Below are 20795 nucleotides of genomic sequence, written 5' to 3' on the forward strand. Positions count from 1 at the left end.
AAATCACCTCTCATTATAGAAAGTTATATTTTCTGATAATATATATTTATTGTAGATAATTATATTATACCTCAAAATTAATACATTTTTCTTCGAAAAGCTATATTAACAAAAGTTGAATTTTATATTTTTATGTGATAAAATCAAAATAATTAGCATAACAAACTTTATGTTGTGCATAAACTTATACGAGGGGGGATAAAATGGAATTCTTGAGCGTCGGGGTACCAGAAGATATAAAAAGGGAATTAAGTGTAGGTAATATTGGAAATGCGTTGTATCTAATTAATAAAATGCTTGAAAGAGACTTGCCAGATTTATTGCGTAAACGGTTAAATTATGAAAAAGAAAGAATAAACAGATTAATACTTGATTATCCATATACAATAGAAGAGGCACGTAAAATTGCAAAAGAAAGAATTAGAGGATTTAAAGATATAGGATTTGAAGAATTGTTTCAAAAAGGGGAATTGGATTATATTATAATTGATGGGAAAGCATATTTTGAAAAAAGATTTGCATATAATATAGGGTTTAAATTTGAGAAGTATAAAAAGTTTGTGAAAAATGATGAAAGTTCCTTAAAAGCGCGGGAATTGCTTCATAGTAGATTGGACGAAATTATAAAAGAAAATTCACCTGCTAAAAAATATAATGTTAGAGCAAAAATTAAAATTTCTCCTATATATGAAAATATTAAAGGTGATATAATAAAAGCATGGTTACCTTTACCAGATGAAAAATTCCAGGTAAAAAATGTAAAAATTCTTGAAACAAGTCACGAAGAGTATAAAGTTTTTAATAAAAATCTTCAAAAAACAATATATTTTGAAGATCTGACAAAAAATCAAAAAGATTTTTTTGTTGAATTTGAATATGAAATTTCAGAACTGATAAATAATATCGATCCTGAAAAAGTAAAAGAAGGTTATCCTGCGGAATATAAAAAATTTCTTGAAGAGAAGCCACCACATATTTTATATACATATTATTTAAAAAAACTTACTAAGGATATTATTGGAGACGAGAAAAATCCATATCTAAAAGCTAAAAAAATATATGACTGGATTACATTAAATGTAAATTATTCATATGTAAAACCATATAGCATATATGAAAATATTCCTCAATTTGTGGCAACAAATCTAAAAGGTGATTGTGGTTTTCAGGCATTACTGTTTATCACCCTTTGTAGAATAGCTGGAGTTCCAGCACGATGGCAGTCAGGTTGGTATATAAATAAATATTTTGCATCTCCGCATGATTGGGCATTATTTTATGTTGAACCATATGGCTGGTTACCAGCAGATTTGTCTTTTGGGGGAGCAAGACGAAATATCCCTGAATATAGAGAGTTTTACTTTGGAAATCTTGATGGTTTTAGGATGGTTGCAAATAATGATTATTATGAAGACTTTGAAAATAAAAAGTATTATAGAAGCGATCCATATGATAATCAGGTGGGGGAATTAGAAACGGAAGTTGAAAATATTTATTCAAATAATTATGAATATAAAATTGAGGTCATAGAATTTAAAAGGGGGGAGAAAAATGAGTAAAATAAAAAAAATTACATTTGAAGTAAAAAAATACGAGTTTCATAAACCATTTCATGTTACAGGTAGCATTTCAAATTATGCAACAAATATAGAAGTTGTTTTAGAAACGGAAGATGGTGCAAAAGGATATGGCGAGGCTTCACCCTCATTTAGGGTAAATGGTGAAAAGGTTGAAGCGTTATATGCTTTGGAATCTTCTATAAATGAATTATTAGTAGGTATGGAAGTTAGAAATTACAGACAGATATTTGATTTAATGGACAAATACTTTGCATCTCCAAGTATTAAAGCTGCTGTCCAATACGCTACACTTGATGCATTTTCAGAAGAAATAAATGTTCCAGTTTATCAAATCTTAGGTGGTGCAAGAACAGAGATTGAAATTGATAAAACTGTAAGTATAGATACAGTCGAAAATATGGTTAGAGATGCTGTTGAAATATATAATGCCGGTCATAGGGTAATAAAAATAAAGGTAGGTGAAGATTTAAAGAAAGATATAGAAGCTGTTGAAGAAATAGCTAAATTAACCAGTGGAGCAAAATATATAGTTGACGCAAATATGGGTTATACACCAAAAGAGGCTATTGAATTTGCAAAGGTATTATATTCAAAAGGGATAGATTTAGGGTTATTGGAACAACCAGTAAAGGCTACCGATTTTGAAGGATTAAAATTTGTAAGATACAATTGTCCATTTCCTGTTGGTGCAGATGAGAGTGCAAAAACTAAATATGATATTATGAGATTAATAAAAATGGAAGCTGTAGACTTTATAAACATTAAATTAATGAAATCAGGTATTTCCGATGCTTTAGCTATAGTTGAAATGGTAAAATCTGCTCATTTACAATTAATGATAGGTTGTATGGGTGAATCAAGTGTTGGAATTAATCAAAGCGTTAATTTTGCGCTTGGAACAGGAGCTTTTGTGTATCATGATCTTGATTCAGCATTACTTTTAAAAGAAGATACCTTTAGAGGGAAATACATTTCAGAACCACCAGTATTCAAAGGAATATAAAACAGATAAAATTTATCCAATTTTAACATGATACCTCTTGACTTTTTGGAGAAAATAGGATATAATAAATTTGTATTAATTACAATTTTATAACTAATTAGGAGGCGGGATTATGAAAAAATATGTATGTACAGTTTGTGGATATATTTACGATCCAGAAGAAGGAGATCCAACAGCAGGTATTCCAGCAGGAACATCATTTGAAGATTTACCAGAAGATTGGGTATGTCCAATGTGTGGTGTAGGTAAAGACTTATTTGAAGTACAGGAATAATAATTAATTAAAGAGGTGCTTTTTTAAGAAGCACCTCTTTTTTATCACCAGATATATTTTTCTTTTAAAATATCCTTTGTAGCTGTTATAACCTGTTGATATTCCTTTTTAATTTCAGGATATAACAATTCAGGGTCAATGGTAAGAATTTTTTCTTTAAAACTTTTTATAATTTCATCTTTAATAATAACCTTATTTTTAAATAAGTCAAGATATTCTTTTATTTTCAATTTTGCGTTATTATTATACTCTTCAATTCTTTTGCTTTCAAGAATATTTAATTTTTTAATTTCGTCTTTTAATATATTGTATTTCTTTTCATTAAAGGGGTTTTTAATAAGTTTATTAAACGAATAATTAATGTATTTGATATCTTTCTGGAAGTTTATATTGTATCTTCTTGAATTTAAATCTTCATACTCAATCTTTACTATTTCTATAAACTTATCAAATACCTTTTCTGTTAACTTTGAAAATTCTGTATTGAGAGTTTGATCATTCGAAAGTTGTCCTTTTTGTATATAATTCCATATTTCATTATATCCTTCAACCATATTTATTAATTTAAAATCATCACTATCAATAAATTTATTAAGGTTTTTAATTTCGTCTATAATAAGCATTTTCTTTTCGGAATTTTTAATTTCCTTTGTTATATCCATTTGTATTTTTGAGAAATATGACTGAATTCCGGAAATTTCAGCGTTTATATTCTTTATGTCTTTTACGAGTTTATTAATATTTGAATTGTTAATCTTTAAAGAGGTTTCAAGAGAATTTATTTTTTTATCAATATTCTCAAATGATTTTTTTAGAGTTATAAAATCATTTTTATTAATAAAACTGGAATTGATTTTATTATTGAGATTTTTTATGTTGGATAAAATTTCATTATTATCACTTGATAAACTTTCAAAATTCTTTGAAAGCTGTTCTATTTTAGAATCGAAAATATTTAATTTATTAATATATTGAGCATAAAAGTCATCATTTTTAGAATTCTTTGTAATATTGATAATGGAAGATGCAATTTTAGAAATTAAAATGTCCTGTTCTTTTTGTTTTTTATTAAGATCAGAAATAAGATAATTAATCTGGTTTAATTTTTCCTCAATACTTTCAATCTTTGAATTAAATTCTTTGGAAATTACAGGTTCAGAGGTATTTTTATTCATATTATTAATTATTTGAGTGCTTTCAAGTGTTGAGAATTTTTTTTGCAATTCATCTTTTATTGAAGTAACAATATCCTCTTTTAAAGAATTATAATCAATATTAACTGGTTTAATTTCAATTTTTTCAAGATTTTTTAAAGCATTTTCCAATCTATCGATAGTATTATTTAAAGCTTTTGTGTCTAATGATTTTAAAGTATCCTTTGTTTCGGCGAGATCGAGTTCTATATCAGGAATTTTCCTTACATTAGAATTTATTATATCAAGTATTTGGAAGTTATTATTTAATTTTTCTAAATTTGTGTTTAGTGTTCCAAGAGAAGAAAGATTATATTCTATATTATTTAAACGCTCTAAAATTATGGCTTCATTTTTATAACGTATGGAAATTACATAAATAATAATTCCTATAAATAATATATTTAGAAACAACATAAACCTGAGGAGTTTTGTGAAATTTTTGTTTTCCTCAATATTGGATTTATTCTTTTTGTTTGGTGATGGTGTATTGGACATATTTTTTACTTCAAGATTTTCATTTCTTTTAAATTCAGTCATTCTATTAAGTCCTCCTTCCCGGTTTTACTACTAGTATTATATCATACTTATTTTGATTTTTATTCTTTCTTTAAAATAATAGTTTTCCGTTTAATTAATTTTTGTTATTAGCATTGATTATATGTTATTGAATGAAAATATAAAAGAATAAATACGATTGAAAATATTTTTTTATGAAAATCTTAAAATATTTATAAGATTAAATTTGGTATAATATAATTTGACAAATTTTTGGAGGTGGAAAAATGCAAAAAGACGAAAAAAAGGTTTCTTTGTTTAATTCATTTAGTTTTAAAATAGGTATATTGATAGTTTTTTTATCAATTACACCTTTATTAATAACTTCTTTTGTATTAAACTATTCAATAAAAAAGCAGGAAAAGATTATTTCGCATAATTTTGAGAATCAGATTAATATTATACAGGAGAGTTATAAAAAACAGTTTGAATCGTATAATAATTTATTAAAAACACAAATTGAAAAATATAATAAAGATATAACCTCTCAGGTTGAATTATTGCAAAAGGATATAAATGGAAAAATAGAAAAATATTTTCTTGAAAATTATGATAATACATTAGCTACATTGTTTTCTGTTTTTGAAAATAAAATAAAAGAAAATACGCAAAACCTTGGCGATTTTCTAAATGCAATTTCCAGAAGTGAAAAAATAAAAGAAAAAGCAGCTTCGAGAAGTATATCGATAATAGAAAGATATAAAATTTTACAACCATATGTTGAATTAAATAAATTCGATGGATTGCAACTGTGGCTCGTTAATCCAAAAGTCTTTACCAGAAAGAATTCATTTACAATAAATATAAAAGATACAACATATAAAATTCAAAGAAAAGCAGAAAGCTATTCTCCGGGTAAAGATACATTAAAAAAATTAAATATAACAAATATTGTAAAAGAAGAAAGTAAAAATATTATAGAAAACAATATCTCGTTTGGGAAAAATGAAATTATTACCATTGAAAATAAACCGTATTATGTATCAATAGTACCTGTTTATGATCCTGTTTCAACTCAAAAAATAGTTGGAATATTGGTTGGATTAAGAGCTTTTGATTATAATGATATAGTTTCTCTTGGAAATCTAATAAATGCATATATAGTTGTATATGATAAAAGTGGGAATCCGTTATTTGGAAATATTCCAACATCAGGATTAAAATTTAACCCTTCAAATTCCAATAAGTTTATTACAGAAACATTATTGAAAAAGAAGGCAAGAAGTTATTATACACAATCAAAAATTCTTCCTGATATGTATATTCAAATATCAAAGAATTTAATAGATACAAAGACAGATATCAATATTAATTTAAAAAGCGACTTTGAATTACCACCATTTAAAACAGAAAATATAGATCTCAATTTGAAAATAGACATGAGCAACGTTTTACAGCTTATTGCAGTAATTATATTAATAATAATAGTAATTTCAATAATTACATCTATAGCAATAGGAAATAGACTTTCTCGGGATTTATCTCTTGTGGCAGATAATCTTGATAATATCTCAAAAGGGAATCTTAATAATATAAAACAATTACACAAAAAGAAAAACGATGAAATAGGGTTAATGATGAATAAAATACATGAAACTCTGGATTTTCTAATTAAAATGTTTAAGGATTTAAATGAAAATGTACAGAGCTTAAATAAAGCTTCAGATGAAATAGATGAATCCTCTGAAAAACTTGAACATACAAAAGAATCAATAGAAAACATAGTAAATAGCGTTCAATCCCTTATGAGTAATCTCGAAGATTTTATAGATTCTCTTGAAAATAGCATAGAAGTATTATTTGAAAATAGCGGAAACCTTTCAAACGAAGCAAATACAATTGAAGCTACAATTGATAAATTAAGTGAATTTAATACAGTAACAGAAAAATTGACCTCTGATACAAAAGAAACAACAAATGTGATAAATAATTTAATTTTAAATCTTGCAGAGAATTTCAATGAATTTACAGTGAAGGTAAATCAAATTTCAGATTTTGTTGTAAAAATTACTGATATAGCAAAACAAACAAATCTTCTTGCATTAAATGCGGCAATAGAAGCAGCAAGAGCAGGGGAAGCTGGTAAAGGATTTGCTGTAGTTGCAGATGAAATAAGAAGTTTATCTGAAGAAACCAATGATACAGCAATAGATATTGCGAATCAGGTAAAAGTAATAACAGAAGATATGAAAAAATTACTGGAAGAAGTTCAGTCATCGAAAGAAAATGTTGTTTCACTTGAAAATACAATGTTGAAATTTGAAAATGGAATGAAAGAAATAAATGAATTAACCAATGAACTTGATAAAGTATTTGATGTATTAAAGAGTATAATAGAAGACCAGAATCAAATATTAAACTCATTTGATTCAAGAAAAAATGATTTAAACAATTTTGTTGAAAGCTCGAAAAAAGAAATATTAGGATTTTCTGAAGTAATAAACAATGAAACTCAAATAATAAATACTCTGATAGCCCAATCAGAAAGATTACAAAAAAGTTCAGAAAAGCTTACATCTATAATTTCATTTTTCAAAGTCGATTAAACTTGGTTAAAAGAATTTAAAGTTGATTATTGAAAAAAATCTAAATTTATGATATAATCCCTCTATACAATATGTATAGGGGGTGTTTTTTTATGAATCATGAAGATGTGTTAAGGATTGTCGAAGCTGAAAAGGTGAAGTTTATCAGATTGCAGATTACAGATATTAATGGTCTGCTGAAAAATGTAGAAATACCTTGGGATGAACTAAAAAATTCCTTTGAAAAAGGAACGATGTTTGATGGCTCATCTATTGAAGGTTTTGTAAGAATCGAAGAATCAGACATGTATTTAAAACCGGACCCGGAAACATTTGCAATCTATCCATGGACAGACAAGGGGTATAAATCTGCCAGAATTATATGTGACGTTTATACAGCTGATGGAAAACCGTTTGAAGGGGATCCGAGATATCGATTAAAAAAAGTATTATCCAGATTAAAAGAACATGGATATGAAGGTTTTGTTGGACCAGAACCAGAGTTCTTCCTTCTTCCCAAAGATCCTCAAACACATAAACCTATCCTTCAATTCCTCGATAATGGAGGTTACTTTGATCTTCTTCCTATTGATCAGGGTGAAGAAACGAGAAAAGATATAGTTCTTGCCCTGGAAGATATGGGAATAAATGTTGAAGCTTCCCATCATGAGGTTGCCCCTTCTCAACATGAAATTGATTTTACATATGATGAAGCGCTAAAAACAGCAGATAATATACAGACATTTAAATTAGTTGTAAAAACAATAGCATTATTAAGGGGATTACATGCAACATTTATGCCAAAGCCATTCTTCGGCGTCAATGGTTCAGGAATGCATACACATCTCAGTTTATTTAAAGATGGAAAAAATATATTCTTTGATCCTGAAAATGATTATGAATTAAGCGATGAATTAAAATACTTTGTAGCCGGTGTATTAAAACATATAAAAGCGATAACCGCTATAGCCAATCCTACAATTAACAGTTATAAACGTCTTGTTCCGGGATATGAAGCTCCTGTAAATATAGCCTGGTCACCAAGCAATAGAAGTGCGTTAATTAGAGTTCCAGCAGCAAGAGGAAAAGGAACCAGAATTGAAGTAAGGAGCCCTGATCCAACAGCAAACTCATACTTATTATTAGCAGCTTTATTTGCAGCTGGTTTTGAAGGTATTCAGGAAAAATTGGAACCACCAAAACCTGTAATATCGAATATTTACCATATGACACCTGAAGAGAGGGATAAAATAGGAATAGACCATCTTCCTGGCAATTTAAAAGAAGCAATTGAAGAATTGAAAAAAGATGAATTAATGAAAGAAGTATTAGGAGAGCATATATTTGAAAAATATATTGAAATGAAGGAACATGAGTGGAAAGAATTTTCAATTAATGTGACTGATTGGGAAATTAATAAATACTTATGGATTATGTAACATTTTTCTATTATAATATAATATGGTTTTAGGGACCTACAATCGGCTGGGTCCCGCGCAACGGGAACCCGCGAACCTGGTCAGGCCCGGAAGGGAGCAGCCATAAGCGGTACTTCCTGTGTGCCGCGGGGGTGCCCAGCCATCTTTATTTATAAGGGGGATTTTTATGAATATAAATAAAAAGTTTTTTCTTTTTTTTATAATCTTTATACCTGTTTATCTGTTTTCGTTAAATCTTGGGATATATTCAGATGGAATATTTCTTGAAGAAACATACAATAACGTTAAAGTAAAGGGAGGATATCCCACTTTTGGTGTATCGTATTTTACAAATACATCGTTAACAACATTTGATATTACAGCAGATTTTAATCTTGATAATCCGCAGTTAAATAATTATGTCTCTGCAACATTTGGAATAAAAACAAACAATTTAAACATTTATTCAGGAATAAGCAATACATTTAATGAAATATCTTCGCGAGATTCCACCACTACGGCAAATATAGGTAATATAATGGCTTATTCAGGAATTCTTCTTGATAGTTATCCGGTATCTGCATATTTACAGTTAAACTTAAAAACATTAAACTGGATAAAAACAGGAGATATAATTACCACATTACCTGCAATTAGAGGAACATTTGAAGATACGTTGTTAATAACTTTTGGAATAAAATATAAAGTACAGATAAATGCAAATAATATAATTATATTTTTCAATTTTGGAAGCAGTTATATAAGTTTTCCAAATGGGTTGACATTATATCAATTTCAAAAGAAATACAATTTTGGAGTGTTAGTTGATTTAAATGAAATCATTAACACTGAGAATCGGGAGGAATAATTTAAATGCGTGAAAAAAATGAGAGGATTTTTGGACCTGAAGATTTAAGGGATTTAACGCCGGAACAGGTAATAAAATTATATGGTGAAACAAATAAAAAAAAGAAAGTTGAAAAGAAAAAACCAACAACCTTTCAACATTATTATGTGGAAAATCCAGAATCTGAGTTAAGGGTAAAAGAATTGGAACTCAATTTAAAAAATGGACACACATATATATTTAAAGCACCTACAGGTGTTTATGGAAAAAAAGACATAGACAAAGCTACAAAGGTATTACTTGAATATGCAGAAATAGAAGGAAAAAAAATACTGGATATAGGATGTGGCTATGGAGTAATTGGCATTACATTAAAAAAAGAATATCCTGATATTGAAATATACATGAGCGATATAAACAAAAGAGCAGTTGAATTTTCAAAGATAAATGCAAAAAATAATAATGTTTTTGCCGATATAAGGCAGGGATATTTATATGAGCCGTGGGAGAATGAGAAATTTGATCAAATAATTTCCAATCCGCCAATTGTAGCCGGGAAAAAAGTATGGATGGCATTAATTGATGGAGCATATGAACATTTAAATAATGAAGGTTCATTGCAACTTGTTGCTTTTCACAATAAAGGTGGAAGTAGAATAAAAGAATATATGAAAAAGGTATTTGGAAATGTAATTGAATTAACCAAAAAAGGCGGAATTAGAGTATACAAATCGGTGAAAGAAAAATGATAGAAGTAAAAAATCTTTTTTTTGGATATGAAAATAAAACAATATTTAATAATTTTACTCTCTCTTTTGAACCACGGGTTCCCGTGGGGTTAGTTGGTGCAAATGGAAGCGGTAAGTCTACATTACTAAGAATGATGTGTGGTATTTTAATTCCACAAAAAGGTGAAATATATTATAACAACACAAAAATAAATCATAATGATATAAATTCTCTTTTGTTTTTAAAAAGAAATGTTGGATATATATTTCAAAATCCAGAAAATCAAATAGTTGGAGTTACAGTAGAAGAAGATATAGCTTTTGGATTGGAAAATCTTGGTCTTGAAAGAGAAGAAATGAAAAAAAGAATAAAATGGGTACTTGAAGTAACAGAATTAATAGGCCTTGAAAAAAAGGATCCAAATACGCTTTCCGGAGGTCAAAAACAGCGATTGGCAATAGCTTCGATAGTTGCCATGCAACCTGAATATATATTAATGGACGAACCAACAACCATGCTTGATCCAGAAGGAAGAAAAGAAATATATAAAGTAATAAAAAATCTGATTTCAATAGGGAAAACTGTAATAATAGCTTCTCATCATGCAAGTGATTTAAAGGTTGTCAAAAAAATTATAGCTCTTGAAAAAGGAAAGATAGCATTTAATGGTGATAGAGAACGATTTTATAACTGGTCTGAAAGCAAAAGGTTTAATGTTGAAATACCTTTTGAAAATATAGTCAAAAAATATACAGGACGAACATATGAAGACATGGAGAGAAAAATATGTCAATAGAAATCAGGGATTTAAACTATACATATGCAGAAGGGACACCATTTGAAAGCATTGCATTAAAAAATATAAACTGGAAAATAAATGAAGGAGAAATGTGGTTATTACTTGGAAAAACAGGTTCGGGTAAAACCACACTTATTCAAAATATTAATGGTTTATTAATACCCAAAAATGGTGAAGTTATAGTAGACGGATTAAAAACATCAGATAAAAACGTTAATATAAAGGATATAAGAAAAAATGTAGGAATAGTATTTCAATATCCAGAAAATCAATTTTTCTTACCAACAGTATTAGAGGAAATTTTATATGCGCCGAAAAATTTTGGAATAGAAATTTCAAAAAATGAATTGCTGGAAATTTTAAAAATTGTAGGATTAACTCCAGAATTTTTAACCAGAAATCCTTTTAGTCTTTCAGGTGGCGAAATGAGAAGAGTGGCAATAGCTTCTGTCCTTGCGTATAATCCTAAATATATTGTATTTGATGAACCTACTGTTGGGCTTGATTATAATGGTAGAAAAAAAATATGGCAGATTATTGAAAATTTAAGAAAAGCAGGTAAAACAATAATAATTGTTACACATTGGATAGATGATTTGATTTCATTTAAGCCGAAAGTTTTACACATTCAAAATAGAGAAATAAGCTTTAAAGGTGAATTTAATGATTTTATAATGCTTGGTGAAGAAGAATTGAAAAAAAGAAGTATCTCACTATCAGAAAAATTGAAATTATACTATTGTTCATTAAAAAATAATATAACGTTAGAAAAATTATTTCAATATTGAAAAGAATAGACGTTGACTAATTAGAAAAATCATGTTATAATACTATCAGTCTTGGGAGGTCGTCTAATGGCAGGACAGCGGACTCTGGATCCGCCGGTGGAGGTTCGAGTCCTCCCCTCCCAGCCATTCACCTAATTTTAGGTACACGCCTGTAGCTCAATTGGTAGAGCGGCGGTCTCCAAAATCGCAGGCTGGGGGTTCAAGTCCCTCCGGGCGTGCCAAAAAAAGTGGGCCATTAGCTCAGCTGGTAGAGCGGCTGACTCTTAATCAGTAGGCCGTGGGTTCGAATCCCGCATGGCCCACCATTTTATTTATTAAAGTCAAAGTGTAAAGCGGAAGCCACCCATATGCTTCCCACCTCGGGCAAATAAGCCGTCAGGGGTTTATTATTTAGCGTATAATAATATATCTGGGAAATATATGGGTGGATTCTATCCACCCATTTTTGTTTATTTTTTTTAATACAAACGAACAGGAGGGATAAGTATTAAAAAATCGAAAGATACAACGATTAGAAACGAAGACATTAAGGCGAAGGAATTAAGGGTTATTGGAAGTGATGGAAGTCAACTGGGAATAATGGAAACAAAAAAAGCATTACAGTTAGCTTATCAGGAAGGACTCGATTTAGTATTGGTTGCACCTAATTCCAATCCACCTGTTGCCAAAATTATGGATTATGGAAAATACAAATACGAAAAGGAAAAGAGAGAAAAGGAAGCTAAAAAGAAGCAGAAAAAACAGCAATTAAAAGAAATGAAGTTCAGATTGAGAATCGATGAACATGATTTTAATACAAAAGTAAAAAGAATTAGAGATTTTCTCGAAGCTGGTAATAAAGTTAGAGCTGTTGTGATGTTCCTTGGTAGGGATATAATGTTTACCGACAAAGGTAAAGAAATATTAGATAGGGTTATCGAAAAGGTTGAAGATATTGCAGAAGTAACTCGAGCGCCAAAAATGGCAGGGCGAGATATGGATATGATTTTATCTCCGAAAACAAAAAAATAATGTTTAAAAAGGAGGAATAATTATGAAAGTTAAAAGACATTCAGCATCAAGCAAAAGATTTAAGGTTACAGGATCAGGAAAAATCAGAATGAGAAGATCAAATGTTGGACATAACACAAGAATTAGAGGAAAAAAGAGAATGAGAAGGTTACACAACTATAAAGATGTTCCAGCAGGATTAAATGAAAAAGTAGAAAGATTACTCGGTTTAAAATAATAAAAATAGAAAGGAGAGAACATAAATGAGAGTTAAAAGAGCAGTTCACGCAAGAAAAAAGAGAAAGAAATATCTTAAAGCTGCTAAAGGTTACAGAGGAGCTTTAAGTAGAAGATATGTATTAGCTAAACAACAATTCTTCAGATCAGGTAAATATGCATATGCAGGTAGAAAGCAGAAAAAGAGAGATTTCAGAAGATTATGGATTACAAGAATCAATGCAGCTGCAAGAAATGAAGGATTAAAATATAACGAATTAATTCACGGATTAAAATTAGCAGGTGTTAATATCAACAGAAAAATGTTATCAGAACTTGCTGTAAATGATTATGAAGCATTCAAAGAATATGTAACAATTGCTAAAGAAGCTATATCCAAGTAATATAAAAAGCCACCTATAAAGGTGGCTTATATTTTATATTTATTGTGTTCCCATAAATATGGTATTAATAAGATTGAGAAAATCTGTATATAGTATTTTTTCATCACCTGCATAATAAGATATTGGTTGAATGGTTTTTGTTTTTATTGTTTTATTTACATCAAAAGTAATTTTAAACCTCACATATTTTCCAAAATAATAAGCATCACCCTGAAAGATTACATATAATTTTCCGGGTTTTCTAACGCATTTCCATTCTGGATTAGAGAAAAAAGCATTAAAATATGGTCCGATTTTTTTATCGGGAAATCCATAGAAATTACTATTTTTAATTATTTTAATACATTCATTGTCAGTTAAATTTGTATTATTTAAAAGATCTTTTAGAAACACGTTATACATTATAAATAGCGTAATTGTGACGGTTATAAATGAAGCAGAAATAATAATAATTATATTCTTCAAAAAATTTGATTTGATAATATCACCCCCTGATAATTAATTCTATATTGTATAAAAAATTCCCTTGAATTCTTAACAACATTAAAGTATAATATAGGTAATAATCAATTTTCGAGAACTGGGAGGGAGAAATATGGATATTGGAAAAAGATATACTCCAAATGAAATAGAAACAAAGTGGTACAAAGTTTGGCTTGACGAAGAATTGTTTAAAGCAAAAGGTGAAGGTAATGGTAAATTTTCTGTTGTGATACCTCCTCCTAACATTACTGGAAAAATTCATATGGGACATGCTTTGAATATTTCCCTTCAGGATATAGTGACAAGATTTAAAAGGATGCAGGGTAAGGATACATTATGGTTACCTGGTGAAGACCATGCAGGTATTGCGACTCAGCATGTTGTAGAAAAGTTCCTTATGCAAAGCGAAGGAAAAAGAAAAGAAGATTATGGCAGGGAAGAATTTATAAAAAGAGTATGGAATTGGGCAAATGAATATAGAGAACATATAAAAAAGCAAATAATGGCAATAGGTGCATCTGTTGACTGGTCAAGGGAAAGGTTTACACTTGATGAAGGTTTAAATAAAGCTGTAAGAAAGGTATTTGTTGAATTATACAATGAAGGATATATATATAAAGGAAAATATATAGTAAACTGGTGTCCAAGCTGTGGCACAGTTTTATCAGATGAAGAGGTTGAACATAAAGATGAAAAAGGTGCATTATATCATATAAAATATCCAATAAAAGGTGAGGATAATTATATAATAATTGCAACAACAAGGCCAGAAACAATGTTAGGAGATACAGCAATAGCTGTACATCCATCAGACGAAAGATATAAGGATTATGTTGGAAAAGTAGCTATATTACCATTAGTAGGAAGGGAAATACCAATAATCGCAGATAAATATGTTGATCCATCATTTGGAACAGGTGCTTTAAAGGTTACGCCTGCACATGATCCAAATGACTATTTACTTGGTCAGAGACATAATCTTGAATCAGTTCAAATAATGGATGAATATGCAAAGATAAATGAAAATGGTGGAAAATATGCCGGAATGACAAGAGAAGAAGCAAGAAAGGCTGTAGTTGAAGATCTTGAAAAAGAAGGATATTTATTAAAAATAGAAGAATTAGAACATTCAGTTGGTCATTGTTACAGATGTGATACTGTAGTTGAACCATTCCTCTTAGATCAATGGTTTGTAAAAATGAAACCACTTGCAGAAAAAGCAATAGAAGCTGTAGAAGACGGAGACATAAAATTCTATCCTGAAAGATGGAAAAAGGTATACCTTAACTGGATGAATGAAATAAGGGATTGGTGTATTTCAAGACAATTATGGTGGGGACATAGAATACCTGTATGGTATTGTGAAGATTGTGGACATATAAATGTTTCTGAAGAAGATGTACATAAATGTGAAAAATGTGGATCCACAAATCTAAGGCAGGATGAAGATGTACTTGATACATGGTTTAGCTCTGCATTATGGCCATTTTCAACATTGGGTTGGCCAGAAGAAACAGAAGATCTCAAAAAATACTATCCAACTGATCTGTTAATGACAGGTTTTGACATAATCTTTTTCTGGGTAGCAAGAATGATTGTAATGGGAGAAAAATTCATGGGAGATAAACCATTCTCAGATGTATATATTCATCAACTTGTGAGGGATAAACATGGACGAAAAATGTCAAAATCCCTTGGAAACGGTATTGACCCACTTGAAGTTATTGAAAAATATGGTGCTGATCCAATGAGATTTGCACTGGCAATTCTCGCGGCACAGGGAAGGGACATAAAATTAGATCTTCAAATAATTGATTCATATTCAAAATTTGCAAATAAAATATGGAATGCTACAAGGTTTGTATTGTTGAATATGGATGATTTTGAAAAGATGGAATTAAAACCGGAAGACTTAACCCTTGAAGACAAATGGATGCTTACAAGATTGAATAAAACAATAAAAGAAGTTACAGAAGCAATAGAAAAATACGAGTTTAACATTGCAGCAAGAGCATTATACGATTTCTTCTGGAATGAATACTGTGATTGGTATATAGAAGCTGTGAAAAATAGATTAAAATCAGAAGATAAAAAACTTGCACAAAATGTATTGGTTCGTGTTTTAGACTCTTCGTTAAGATTATTGCATCCATTTATGCCATTTTTAACAGAAGAATTATGGCAGAATTTACCAAAGATTACAGATGAAAAGTATCTTGTAACTGCAAAATGGCCAGAGTATAATGAAAACTTCGTATTTGAAAATGAAGAAGCAGAATTTGAAAAGATAAAAGCATTTATTAGAGGTATAAGAAATGTAAAAGCTGATATAAATATTCCACAGATAACAAAGGTTGAAATAGCATATAAAACTTTAAGCGATAATGACTGGATAAAGAGAAATGAAAAGACAGTTAAAGAATTGGCATTTGTAACAAATATAGAAATAGTTTCAGAAAAACCTGAAAAATCTGCAACATCATATGTTGATGAAGATGTTGAAGCATACGTAAAGCTTGGGGAACTTATTGATATAGAAGCTGAAAAAGAAAGATTAAACAAAAAGCTTGAAAAACTCAATAAAGAATTCCAGAAATACGATAAAAAATTAAATAACAAAAACTTTATTGAAAGAGCTCCTGAAGAAGTAATAGAAGAAACAAAAGAAAAATTTGAAATGGTAAAAAGCCAGATTGAAAAATTAGAAAAATTATTAAGGGAGTTAGATTAAATGATAGAGTCACTTCGAAAGGCTGTAGAGTATATATACGATAGGCGTGGTGGCACAAGAATAAAGTATGGTTTAGATAGAATAAACAAATTATGTGAATTATTGGGGAATCCTCAAAGGGATTTCCCTGTTATTCATGTAACAGGAACAAATGGTAAGGGAAGTACATCAAAAGCTATACATGAGATATTAAAAGCTCATGGGTTAAAAACAGGAATATTTACCTCTCCGCATTTAACCAATATAAAAGAGAGAATAAAAATAAACGGAAAATCCATAACAGAAAAGGAATTTGTTTCAATTCTTAATGATATGATTATTCCAATTGAAAAAATGGATGCCATGTCAGAAGATATGTCGCCATCATTTTTTGAAATTATTACCGCATTGGCATTAAAATATTTTTCAGAACAAAATGTTGATGTAGCTGTACTTGAAGTAGGACTTGGAGGAAGACTTGACGCTACTAATGTTGTAAATTCTGAAGTTTCTGTTATTACAACAGTACAATATGATCATACAAGTTTACTTGGAGATACATTAGAACAAATAGCCTATGAAAAAGCCGGAATAATAAAACCTGATAATTATTTAGTATTAGGGAATATAAATGAATCTTCAAAAGAGGTAATATTTGAAAGAGCCAATGAAGTTGGAATAAGAAAAGTATTTGAATTTGAAAAGGACTATAATTTTAAAAATCCCATATATTCATTGAATTGGAATTCAATTGATTATAAGAGCATATATACAGAAATTCCCGGGCTTGTATTCAAAGCAAATGGAACATATCAACCATATAATGTATCCACAGCTGTTATGGCAGTAGAGGCATATATGGAAAAAAAAGAGTTAAAATTTGATATTGAAAAAACAAAAAAAGGATTAAAAAACTTTTTATGGGAAGGGCGTTTTGAATTAATAGAATATAATGATAAAAAGGTTATATTAGAAGGAGCGCACAATATTTCTGGAGCTTTGGCATTAAAAAATTCAATTAAAATATACACAAAAAACTTCAAAAAAGCAGCTTTAATTGGAATATTAGATGATAAAGATTTTGAAGGAATGGTAAAGTTAATGGCAGATAACTTTGATTATATAATAGTTACTCAGGTTCCAAATAAACGATCTTCAAATCCAGAAGCAGTATATAAAGCATTTAAAAAATACTCAAGAAACGTTACATATATTCAGGATCCAATAAAAGCCTTTGATTATTTACTTACCATTCCGTATGATTATTATTTTGTTACAGGTTCTCTTTATTTGGTTGGAAAAATAAGAGGATATATGTTAAATCTGGAGGAAATATAATGATTAGAAAAGTAAGAGGAAAAGTGGAAAAATTAACTCCAGACGAAATAATAATAGAATCTGGAAATATGTTTTTTGAAAGTATTCCAACATACAGGATTTTAGAAAGATGTGAAATAGGAAAAGAATATGTGTTTGAAACACATCTTGAAATATCAGAATGGAACATAGCTTTTTATATGTTTTATGATGATATTGAAAGAAATATATTTCTTAATTTAAAAAAGGTTTCAAAACTTGGTGGAAAAAGTGCATTGAAAATTCTTCAGAAAATAGATGTAGAACAATTAATAAATATGATAGCTTCTCAGGATGTAAAGGGATTATCTAAACTTCCTGGAATAGGTAAAAAAACAGCAGAAAGAATAATCAACGAATTGGGTGAAAATCTTGAAACCTTACCTGTAAGTGGAGAAAGTACAAAATTAAAAGATGCTCTTGAAGCTCTTGAAGCTCTGGGATTTGAAAAAAACAAAGTATTTAATGTATTAAAGGAAATAGATATAGAAAAATTGACGCTTGAGAATATAATTACACAAGCTTTGAAGAAATTGTGATAATATCTTAATTTTAATTAATGAAAATAATGTTAAAATATAGAATGTCGGGGGTGTGCTATGAAAGTATTAATTCTGGCAGCTGGTCTTGGAAAAAGGATGAAATCAAAATATCCAAAGGTAATGCACAAAATTCTTGAAAAAGAATTGGTAAATTGGGTAATAGATACTGCGAAAGAATTAAATCCTACAGAAATAGGAGTTGTTCTTGGATATAAAGGAGAACTTGTTGAAAAAATACTTCCAGAAGGAATAAAAATATATTATCAAAAAGAACAATTGGGAACTGGTCATGCTGTAATGTCAGCTGAAGAATTTTTAAATGACGAAGATATATTAATATTATATGGAGATACACCATTAATTACCGCTTCAACATTGTCGAAGTTAATTGATAAACATAAAAATACAAATGCAGATGCTACAATTCTAACCGCAATTTTAGATAATCCTGCTGGATATGGTAGAATAGTAAAAGATGAAAATGGAAAGTTCATAAATATTGTAGAAGATGCTGATGCATCAGAAGAAGAAAAGAAAATAAAAGAAATAAATTCAGGTTTCGTTATATTTAAGGGAGATAAGCTAAAAAATGCATTAAAAGAGTTAAAACCAAATAATAATCAAGGTGAATATTATCTAACAGATGTTCCTAAAATGCTAGAAAATGTGGAAACATATGTTTTAGAAGATTTTTCAGAAGCGTTGGGAATTAATAATAGAATTCAGCTGGCAAATGCTGAAAAAATATTAAGAAAAAGAATACTTGAAAATTTAATGCTAAACGGAGTTACAATAACAGATCCCGATACAGTATATATAGGTCCTGACGTAAAAATAGGGCAGGATACAATAATTTATCCAATGACATTTATATATGGAAAAACAGAAATAGGTGAAGATTGCGAAATAGGTCCTATGACACGAATAAATAATTGTCAAATAGGAAATAACGTGAAAATATTACGTTCAGAATGTGAAGATGCTATATTGAAAGATAATGTATCCGTTGGGCCATACTCCAGATTAAGAACCGGAACAGTATTAAATGAAAAGGTAAAAATAGGAAATTATGTTGAAACGAAAAAAACAATAGTGGGTAAAGGTTCAAAAGCACAACATTTAACCTATCTTGGTGATGCAACAATAGGTGAAGATGTAAATATAGGTGCTGGAACAATTACATGTAATTATGATGGAAAAAATAAACATAAAACATTTATTGGAGATAGAGTTTTTGTAGGTAGCAATACAGCATTGGTAGCTCCAGTAAAAATAGAAAATGATGTTTTAATAGGTGCTGGTTCAACAATAACAGAAGATATACCTGAAGGTTCACTTGCACTTGGAAGAGCAAGGCAGGTAACAAAAGAAAATTGGGTATTTAATAAGAGGGAGAAAGGAGAGTAAAAATTATGCCTTTTTCAATGGCCCACGAAATTAAAATATTTTCCGGTTCAGCTAATCAGCCATTAGCTGAAAAAATTGTTCAGTATCTTGGAACAAGATTAAGTGAAGTAGAACTTGGAAGATTTGCTGATGGTGAAGTAAATCTTCGAATTGGTGAAACAGTTAGAGGACTTGATACATTTGTTATTCAGTCAACCTCTTCACCTGTAAATGAAAGCTTAATGGAATTACTTGTAATGATTGATGCATTAAAAAGAGCATCAGCAAATTCAATAGCTGTTGTAATTCCATATTTTGGTTATGCGCGTCAGGACAGAAAAGCAAGAGGTAGAGATCCAATATCAGCAAAACTTGTAGCCAATCTATTGACTGTTGCAGGAGCAACAAGAATAGTAACAATAGACTTGCATGCGGAACAGATTCAGGGATTCTTTGATATACCTGTTGATAATCTTATGGGATTTCCTGTATTTGTAAATTATTTTAGAAATGAATGCGAAGATTTTGATGAAGAAAATTCCGTTGTTGTTTCACCAGATGTTGGTGGAGTAAAAAGAGCAAGGAAATTTGCAGAAAAAATGAATTTACCACTTGCAATACTCGATAAAAGAAGACCAAAAGATAATGTAGCAGAGATAGTCAATATAATTGGTGATGTAAATGATAAAGTAGCTATAATATTTGATGATATAATAGATACAGGAGGATCGTTAGTTGGAGCAGCAGAAATGCTCGTAAAAAATGGCGCTAAAAAGGTTATAGCGTGTGCAACTCATGGAGTTCTTTCCAAAAATGCAAAGGAAAAGTTACAAAATTCAGTAATTGAAAAAATATATGTTACAGATACAATATATCATAATGATTTGCCGGACAAATTTGAAGTATTAAGCGTATCTTCAATTCTCGGTGAAACAATTGCAAGGATCAAAAATAATTTATCAGTAAGTATACTCTTTAAATAAAATAATTTATT

General features: G+C 29.4%; 19 protein-coding genes, 3 tRNA genes, 1 other RNA gene and 1 other annotated feature. Of the genes, 21 read left to right on the forward strand and 2 right to left on the reverse strand.

Annotated features, from left to right (window positions below):
• The first annotated feature begins 203 nt into the window (after positions 1 to 203).
• The 3 genes from XO11_RS08600 (at position 204) to rd (ending at position 2857) form a co-directional block, all read left to right on the forward strand.
• On the forward strand, positions 204 to 1559 hold the full coding sequence (locus tag XO11_RS08600; protein WP_014297210.1) for a transglutaminase-like domain-containing protein: 1356 nt from the start codon (positions 204 to 206) through the stop codon (positions 1557 to 1559).
• Positions 1552 to 2583: an L-Ala-D/L-Glu epimerase gene (locus XO11_RS08605; RefSeq protein WP_014297211.1), complete on the forward strand. Its 1032-nt coding sequence runs from the start codon at positions 1552 to 1554 to the stop codon at positions 2581 to 2583. The genes XO11_RS08600 and XO11_RS08605 overlap by 8 nt, the downstream gene beginning before the upstream one ends.
• Before the next feature lie 112 nt (positions 2584 to 2695).
• Complete coding sequence (rd, locus tag XO11_RS08610; protein ID WP_014297212.1) at positions 2696 to 2857, forward strand: rubredoxin; 162 nt, start codon at positions 2696 to 2698, stop codon at positions 2855 to 2857.
• A gap of 44 nt (positions 2858 to 2901) precedes the next feature.
• Here the strand turns inward: rd and XO11_RS08615 are convergent, their stop codons facing one another.
• A complete protein-coding gene (locus XO11_RS08615; RefSeq protein ID WP_014297213.1) occupies positions 2902 to 4590 on the reverse strand; it encodes a hypothetical protein in 1689 nt (562 codons plus the stop codon).
• A gap of 245 nt (positions 4591 to 4835) precedes the next feature.
• Here XO11_RS08615 and XO11_RS08620 point away from each other — a divergent pair, with 245 nt between their 5' ends.
• The 13 genes from XO11_RS08620 (at position 4836) to rplT (ending at position 13324) form a co-directional block, all read left to right on the forward strand.
• Positions 4836 to 7154 carry a methyl-accepting chemotaxis protein gene (locus XO11_RS08620; RefSeq protein ID WP_175418496.1) on the forward strand — a complete coding sequence of 773 codons (2319 nt, stop codon included), beginning with the start codon at positions 4836 to 4838 and terminating at the stop codon, positions 7152 to 7154.
• Positions 7155 to 7246: 92 nt separating this feature from the next.
• The gene (gene glnA / locus XO11_RS08625; RefSeq protein ID WP_014297215.1) at positions 7247 to 8572 is read left to right on the forward strand and encodes a type I glutamate--ammonia ligase; all 1326 of its coding nucleotides are present in this window, start codon (positions 7247 to 7249) and stop codon (positions 8570 to 8572) included.
• Positions 8573 to 8616: 44 nt separating this feature from the next.
• Positions 8617 to 8716, forward strand: an RNA gene (ffs, locus tag XO11_RS08630) — signal recognition particle sRNA small type.
• A gap of 22 nt (positions 8717 to 8738) precedes the next feature.
• Complete coding sequence (locus XO11_RS08635; RefSeq protein WP_014297216.1) at positions 8739 to 9419, forward strand: hypothetical protein; 681 nt, start codon at positions 8739 to 8741, stop codon at positions 9417 to 9419.
• A gap of 5 nt (positions 9420 to 9424) precedes the next feature.
• Positions 9425 to 10147, forward strand: coding sequence for a class I SAM-dependent methyltransferase (locus tag XO11_RS08640; RefSeq protein ID WP_014297217.1), 723 nt, complete (start codon positions 9425 to 9427; stop codon positions 10145 to 10147).
• On the forward strand, positions 10144 to 10923 hold the full coding sequence (locus tag XO11_RS08645; RefSeq protein WP_075780716.1) for an energy-coupling factor ABC transporter ATP-binding protein: 780 nt from the start codon (positions 10144 to 10146) through the stop codon (positions 10921 to 10923). The genes XO11_RS08640 and XO11_RS08645 overlap by 4 nt, the downstream gene beginning before the upstream one ends.
• Positions 10914 to 11714 carry an ATP-binding cassette domain-containing protein gene (locus tag XO11_RS08650; RefSeq protein WP_014297219.1) on the forward strand — a complete coding sequence of 267 codons (801 nt, stop codon included), beginning with the start codon at positions 10914 to 10916 and terminating at the stop codon, positions 11712 to 11714. The genes XO11_RS08645 and XO11_RS08650 overlap by 10 nt, the downstream gene beginning before the upstream one ends.
• 52 nt (positions 11715 to 11766) lie before the next feature.
• Positions 11767 to 11840: transfer RNA gene (locus XO11_RS08655), tRNA-Gln, on the forward strand.
• A gap of 19 nt (positions 11841 to 11859) precedes the next feature.
• Positions 11860 to 11935, forward strand: a tRNA-Trp gene (locus XO11_RS08660).
• A gap of 8 nt (positions 11936 to 11943) precedes the next feature.
• Positions 11944 to 12019 (forward strand) — tRNA-Lys (locus XO11_RS08665).
• A 19-nt stretch (positions 12020 to 12038) separates the two neighbouring features.
• Positions 12039 to 12171, forward strand: a sequence feature (ribosomal protein L20 leader region).
• 53 nt (positions 12172 to 12224) lie between these two features.
• Entirely contained in the window at positions 12225 to 12725 is a 501-nt protein-coding gene (gene infC, locus XO11_RS08670; RefSeq protein WP_041638596.1) for a translation initiation factor IF-3, read from the forward strand.
• A 22-nt stretch (positions 12726 to 12747) separates the two neighbouring features.
• On the forward strand, positions 12748 to 12942 hold the full coding sequence (locus tag XO11_RS08675) for a 50S ribosomal protein L35 (protein ID WP_014297221.1): 195 nt from the start codon (positions 12748 to 12750) through the stop codon (positions 12940 to 12942).
• A gap of 25 nt (positions 12943 to 12967) precedes the next feature.
• Entirely contained in the window at positions 12968 to 13324 is a 357-nt protein-coding gene (gene rplT, locus XO11_RS08680; protein ID WP_175418497.1) for a 50S ribosomal protein L20, read from the forward strand.
• A gap of 39 nt (positions 13325 to 13363) precedes the next feature.
• On the opposite strand, the gene XO11_RS08685 is transcribed toward rplT, so the two are convergent.
• A complete protein-coding gene (locus XO11_RS08685; protein WP_217671901.1) occupies positions 13364 to 13789 on the reverse strand; it encodes a hypothetical protein in 426 nt (141 codons plus the stop codon).
• Between the two features lie 130 nt (positions 13790 to 13919).
• On the opposite strand from XO11_RS08685, the gene XO11_RS08690 reads away from it, so the two are divergent.
• The 5 genes from XO11_RS08690 to XO11_RS08710 are packed head-to-tail and all read left to right on the forward strand — an operon-like array spanning position 13920 to position 20784.
• Positions 13920 to 16538 carry a valine--tRNA ligase gene (locus tag XO11_RS08690; protein WP_014297223.1) on the forward strand — a complete coding sequence of 873 codons (2619 nt, stop codon included), beginning with the start codon at positions 13920 to 13922 and terminating at the stop codon, positions 16536 to 16538.
• Positions 16539 to 17855: a folylpolyglutamate synthase/dihydrofolate synthase family protein gene (locus XO11_RS08695; RefSeq protein ID WP_014297224.1), complete on the forward strand. Its 1317-nt coding sequence runs from the start codon at positions 16539 to 16541 to the stop codon at positions 17853 to 17855.
• Positions 17855 to 18412, forward strand: a complete 558-nt coding sequence (gene ruvA / locus XO11_RS08700; protein WP_014297225.1) for a Holliday junction branch migration protein RuvA — start codon at positions 17855 to 17857, stop codon at positions 18410 to 18412. The genes XO11_RS08695 and ruvA overlap by 1 nt, the downstream gene beginning before the upstream one ends.
• 60 nt (positions 18413 to 18472) lie before the next feature.
• Positions 18473 to 19822, forward strand: coding sequence for a bifunctional UDP-N-acetylglucosamine diphosphorylase/glucosamine-1-phosphate N-acetyltransferase GlmU (glmU, locus tag XO11_RS08705; RefSeq protein WP_014297226.1), 1350 nt, complete (start codon positions 18473 to 18475; stop codon positions 19820 to 19822).
• A gap of 5 nt (positions 19823 to 19827) precedes the next feature.
• Positions 19828 to 20784: a ribose-phosphate pyrophosphokinase gene (locus XO11_RS08710; RefSeq protein ID WP_075780719.1), complete on the forward strand. Its 957-nt coding sequence runs from the start codon at positions 19828 to 19830 to the stop codon at positions 20782 to 20784.
• Positions 20785 to 20795 lie beyond the last annotated feature (11 nt).

It is taken from the genome of Marinitoga sp. 1138, from assembly GCF_013363265.1.
GTDB lineage: Bacteria > Thermotogota > Thermotogae > Petrotogales > Petrotogaceae > Marinitoga > Marinitoga piezophila.

Bases quoted from the DNA above. Each gene is read 5' to 3' on its own strand.
- XO11_RS08600 (WP_014297210.1), top strand. From the start codon at position 204: ATGGAATTCTTGAGCGTCGGGGTACCAGAAGATATAAAAAGGGAATTA.
- XO11_RS08605 (WP_014297211.1), top strand. From the start codon at position 1,552: ATGAGTAAAATAAAAAAAATTACATTTGAAGTAAAAAAATACGAGTTT.
- rd (WP_014297212.1), top strand. From the start codon at position 2,696: ATGAAAAAATATGTATGTACAGTTTGTGGATATATTTACGATCCAGAA.
- XO11_RS08615 (WP_014297213.1), bottom strand. From the start codon at position 4,590: ATGACTGAATTTAAAAGAAATGAAAATCTTGAAGTAAAAAATATGTCC.
- XO11_RS08620 (WP_175418496.1), top strand. From the start codon at position 4,836: ATGCAAAAAGACGAAAAAAAGGTTTCTTTGTTTAATTCATTTAGTTTT.
- glnA (WP_014297215.1), top strand. From the start codon at position 7,247: ATGAATCATGAAGATGTGTTAAGGATTGTCGAAGCTGAAAAGGTGAAG.
- XO11_RS08635 (WP_014297216.1), top strand. From the start codon at position 8,739: ATGAATATAAATAAAAAGTTTTTTCTTTTTTTTATAATCTTTATACCT.
- XO11_RS08640 (WP_014297217.1), top strand. From the start codon at position 9,425: ATGCGTGAAAAAAATGAGAGGATTTTTGGACCTGAAGATTTAAGGGAT.
- XO11_RS08645 (WP_075780716.1), top strand. From the start codon at position 10,144: ATGATAGAAGTAAAAAATCTTTTTTTTGGATATGAAAATAAAACAATA.
- XO11_RS08650 (WP_014297219.1), top strand. From the start codon at position 10,914: ATGTCAATAGAAATCAGGGATTTAAACTATACATATGCAGAAGGGACA.
- XO11_RS08675 (WP_014297221.1), top strand. From the start codon at position 12,748: ATGAAAGTTAAAAGACATTCAGCATCAAGCAAAAGATTTAAGGTTACA.
- rplT (WP_175418497.1), top strand. From the start codon at position 12,968: ATGAGAGTTAAAAGAGCAGTTCACGCAAGAAAAAAGAGAAAGAAATAT.
- XO11_RS08690 (WP_014297223.1), top strand. From the start codon at position 13,920: ATGGATATTGGAAAAAGATATACTCCAAATGAAATAGAAACAAAGTGG.
- XO11_RS08695 (WP_014297224.1), top strand. From the start codon at position 16,539: ATGATAGAGTCACTTCGAAAGGCTGTAGAGTATATATACGATAGGCGT.
- ruvA (WP_014297225.1), top strand. From the start codon at position 17,855: ATGATTAGAAAAGTAAGAGGAAAAGTGGAAAAATTAACTCCAGACGAA.
- glmU (WP_014297226.1), top strand. From the start codon at position 18,473: ATGAAAGTATTAATTCTGGCAGCTGGTCTTGGAAAAAGGATGAAATCA.
- XO11_RS08710 (WP_075780719.1), top strand. From the start codon at position 19,828: ATGCCTTTTTCAATGGCCCACGAAATTAAAATATTTTCCGGTTCAGCT.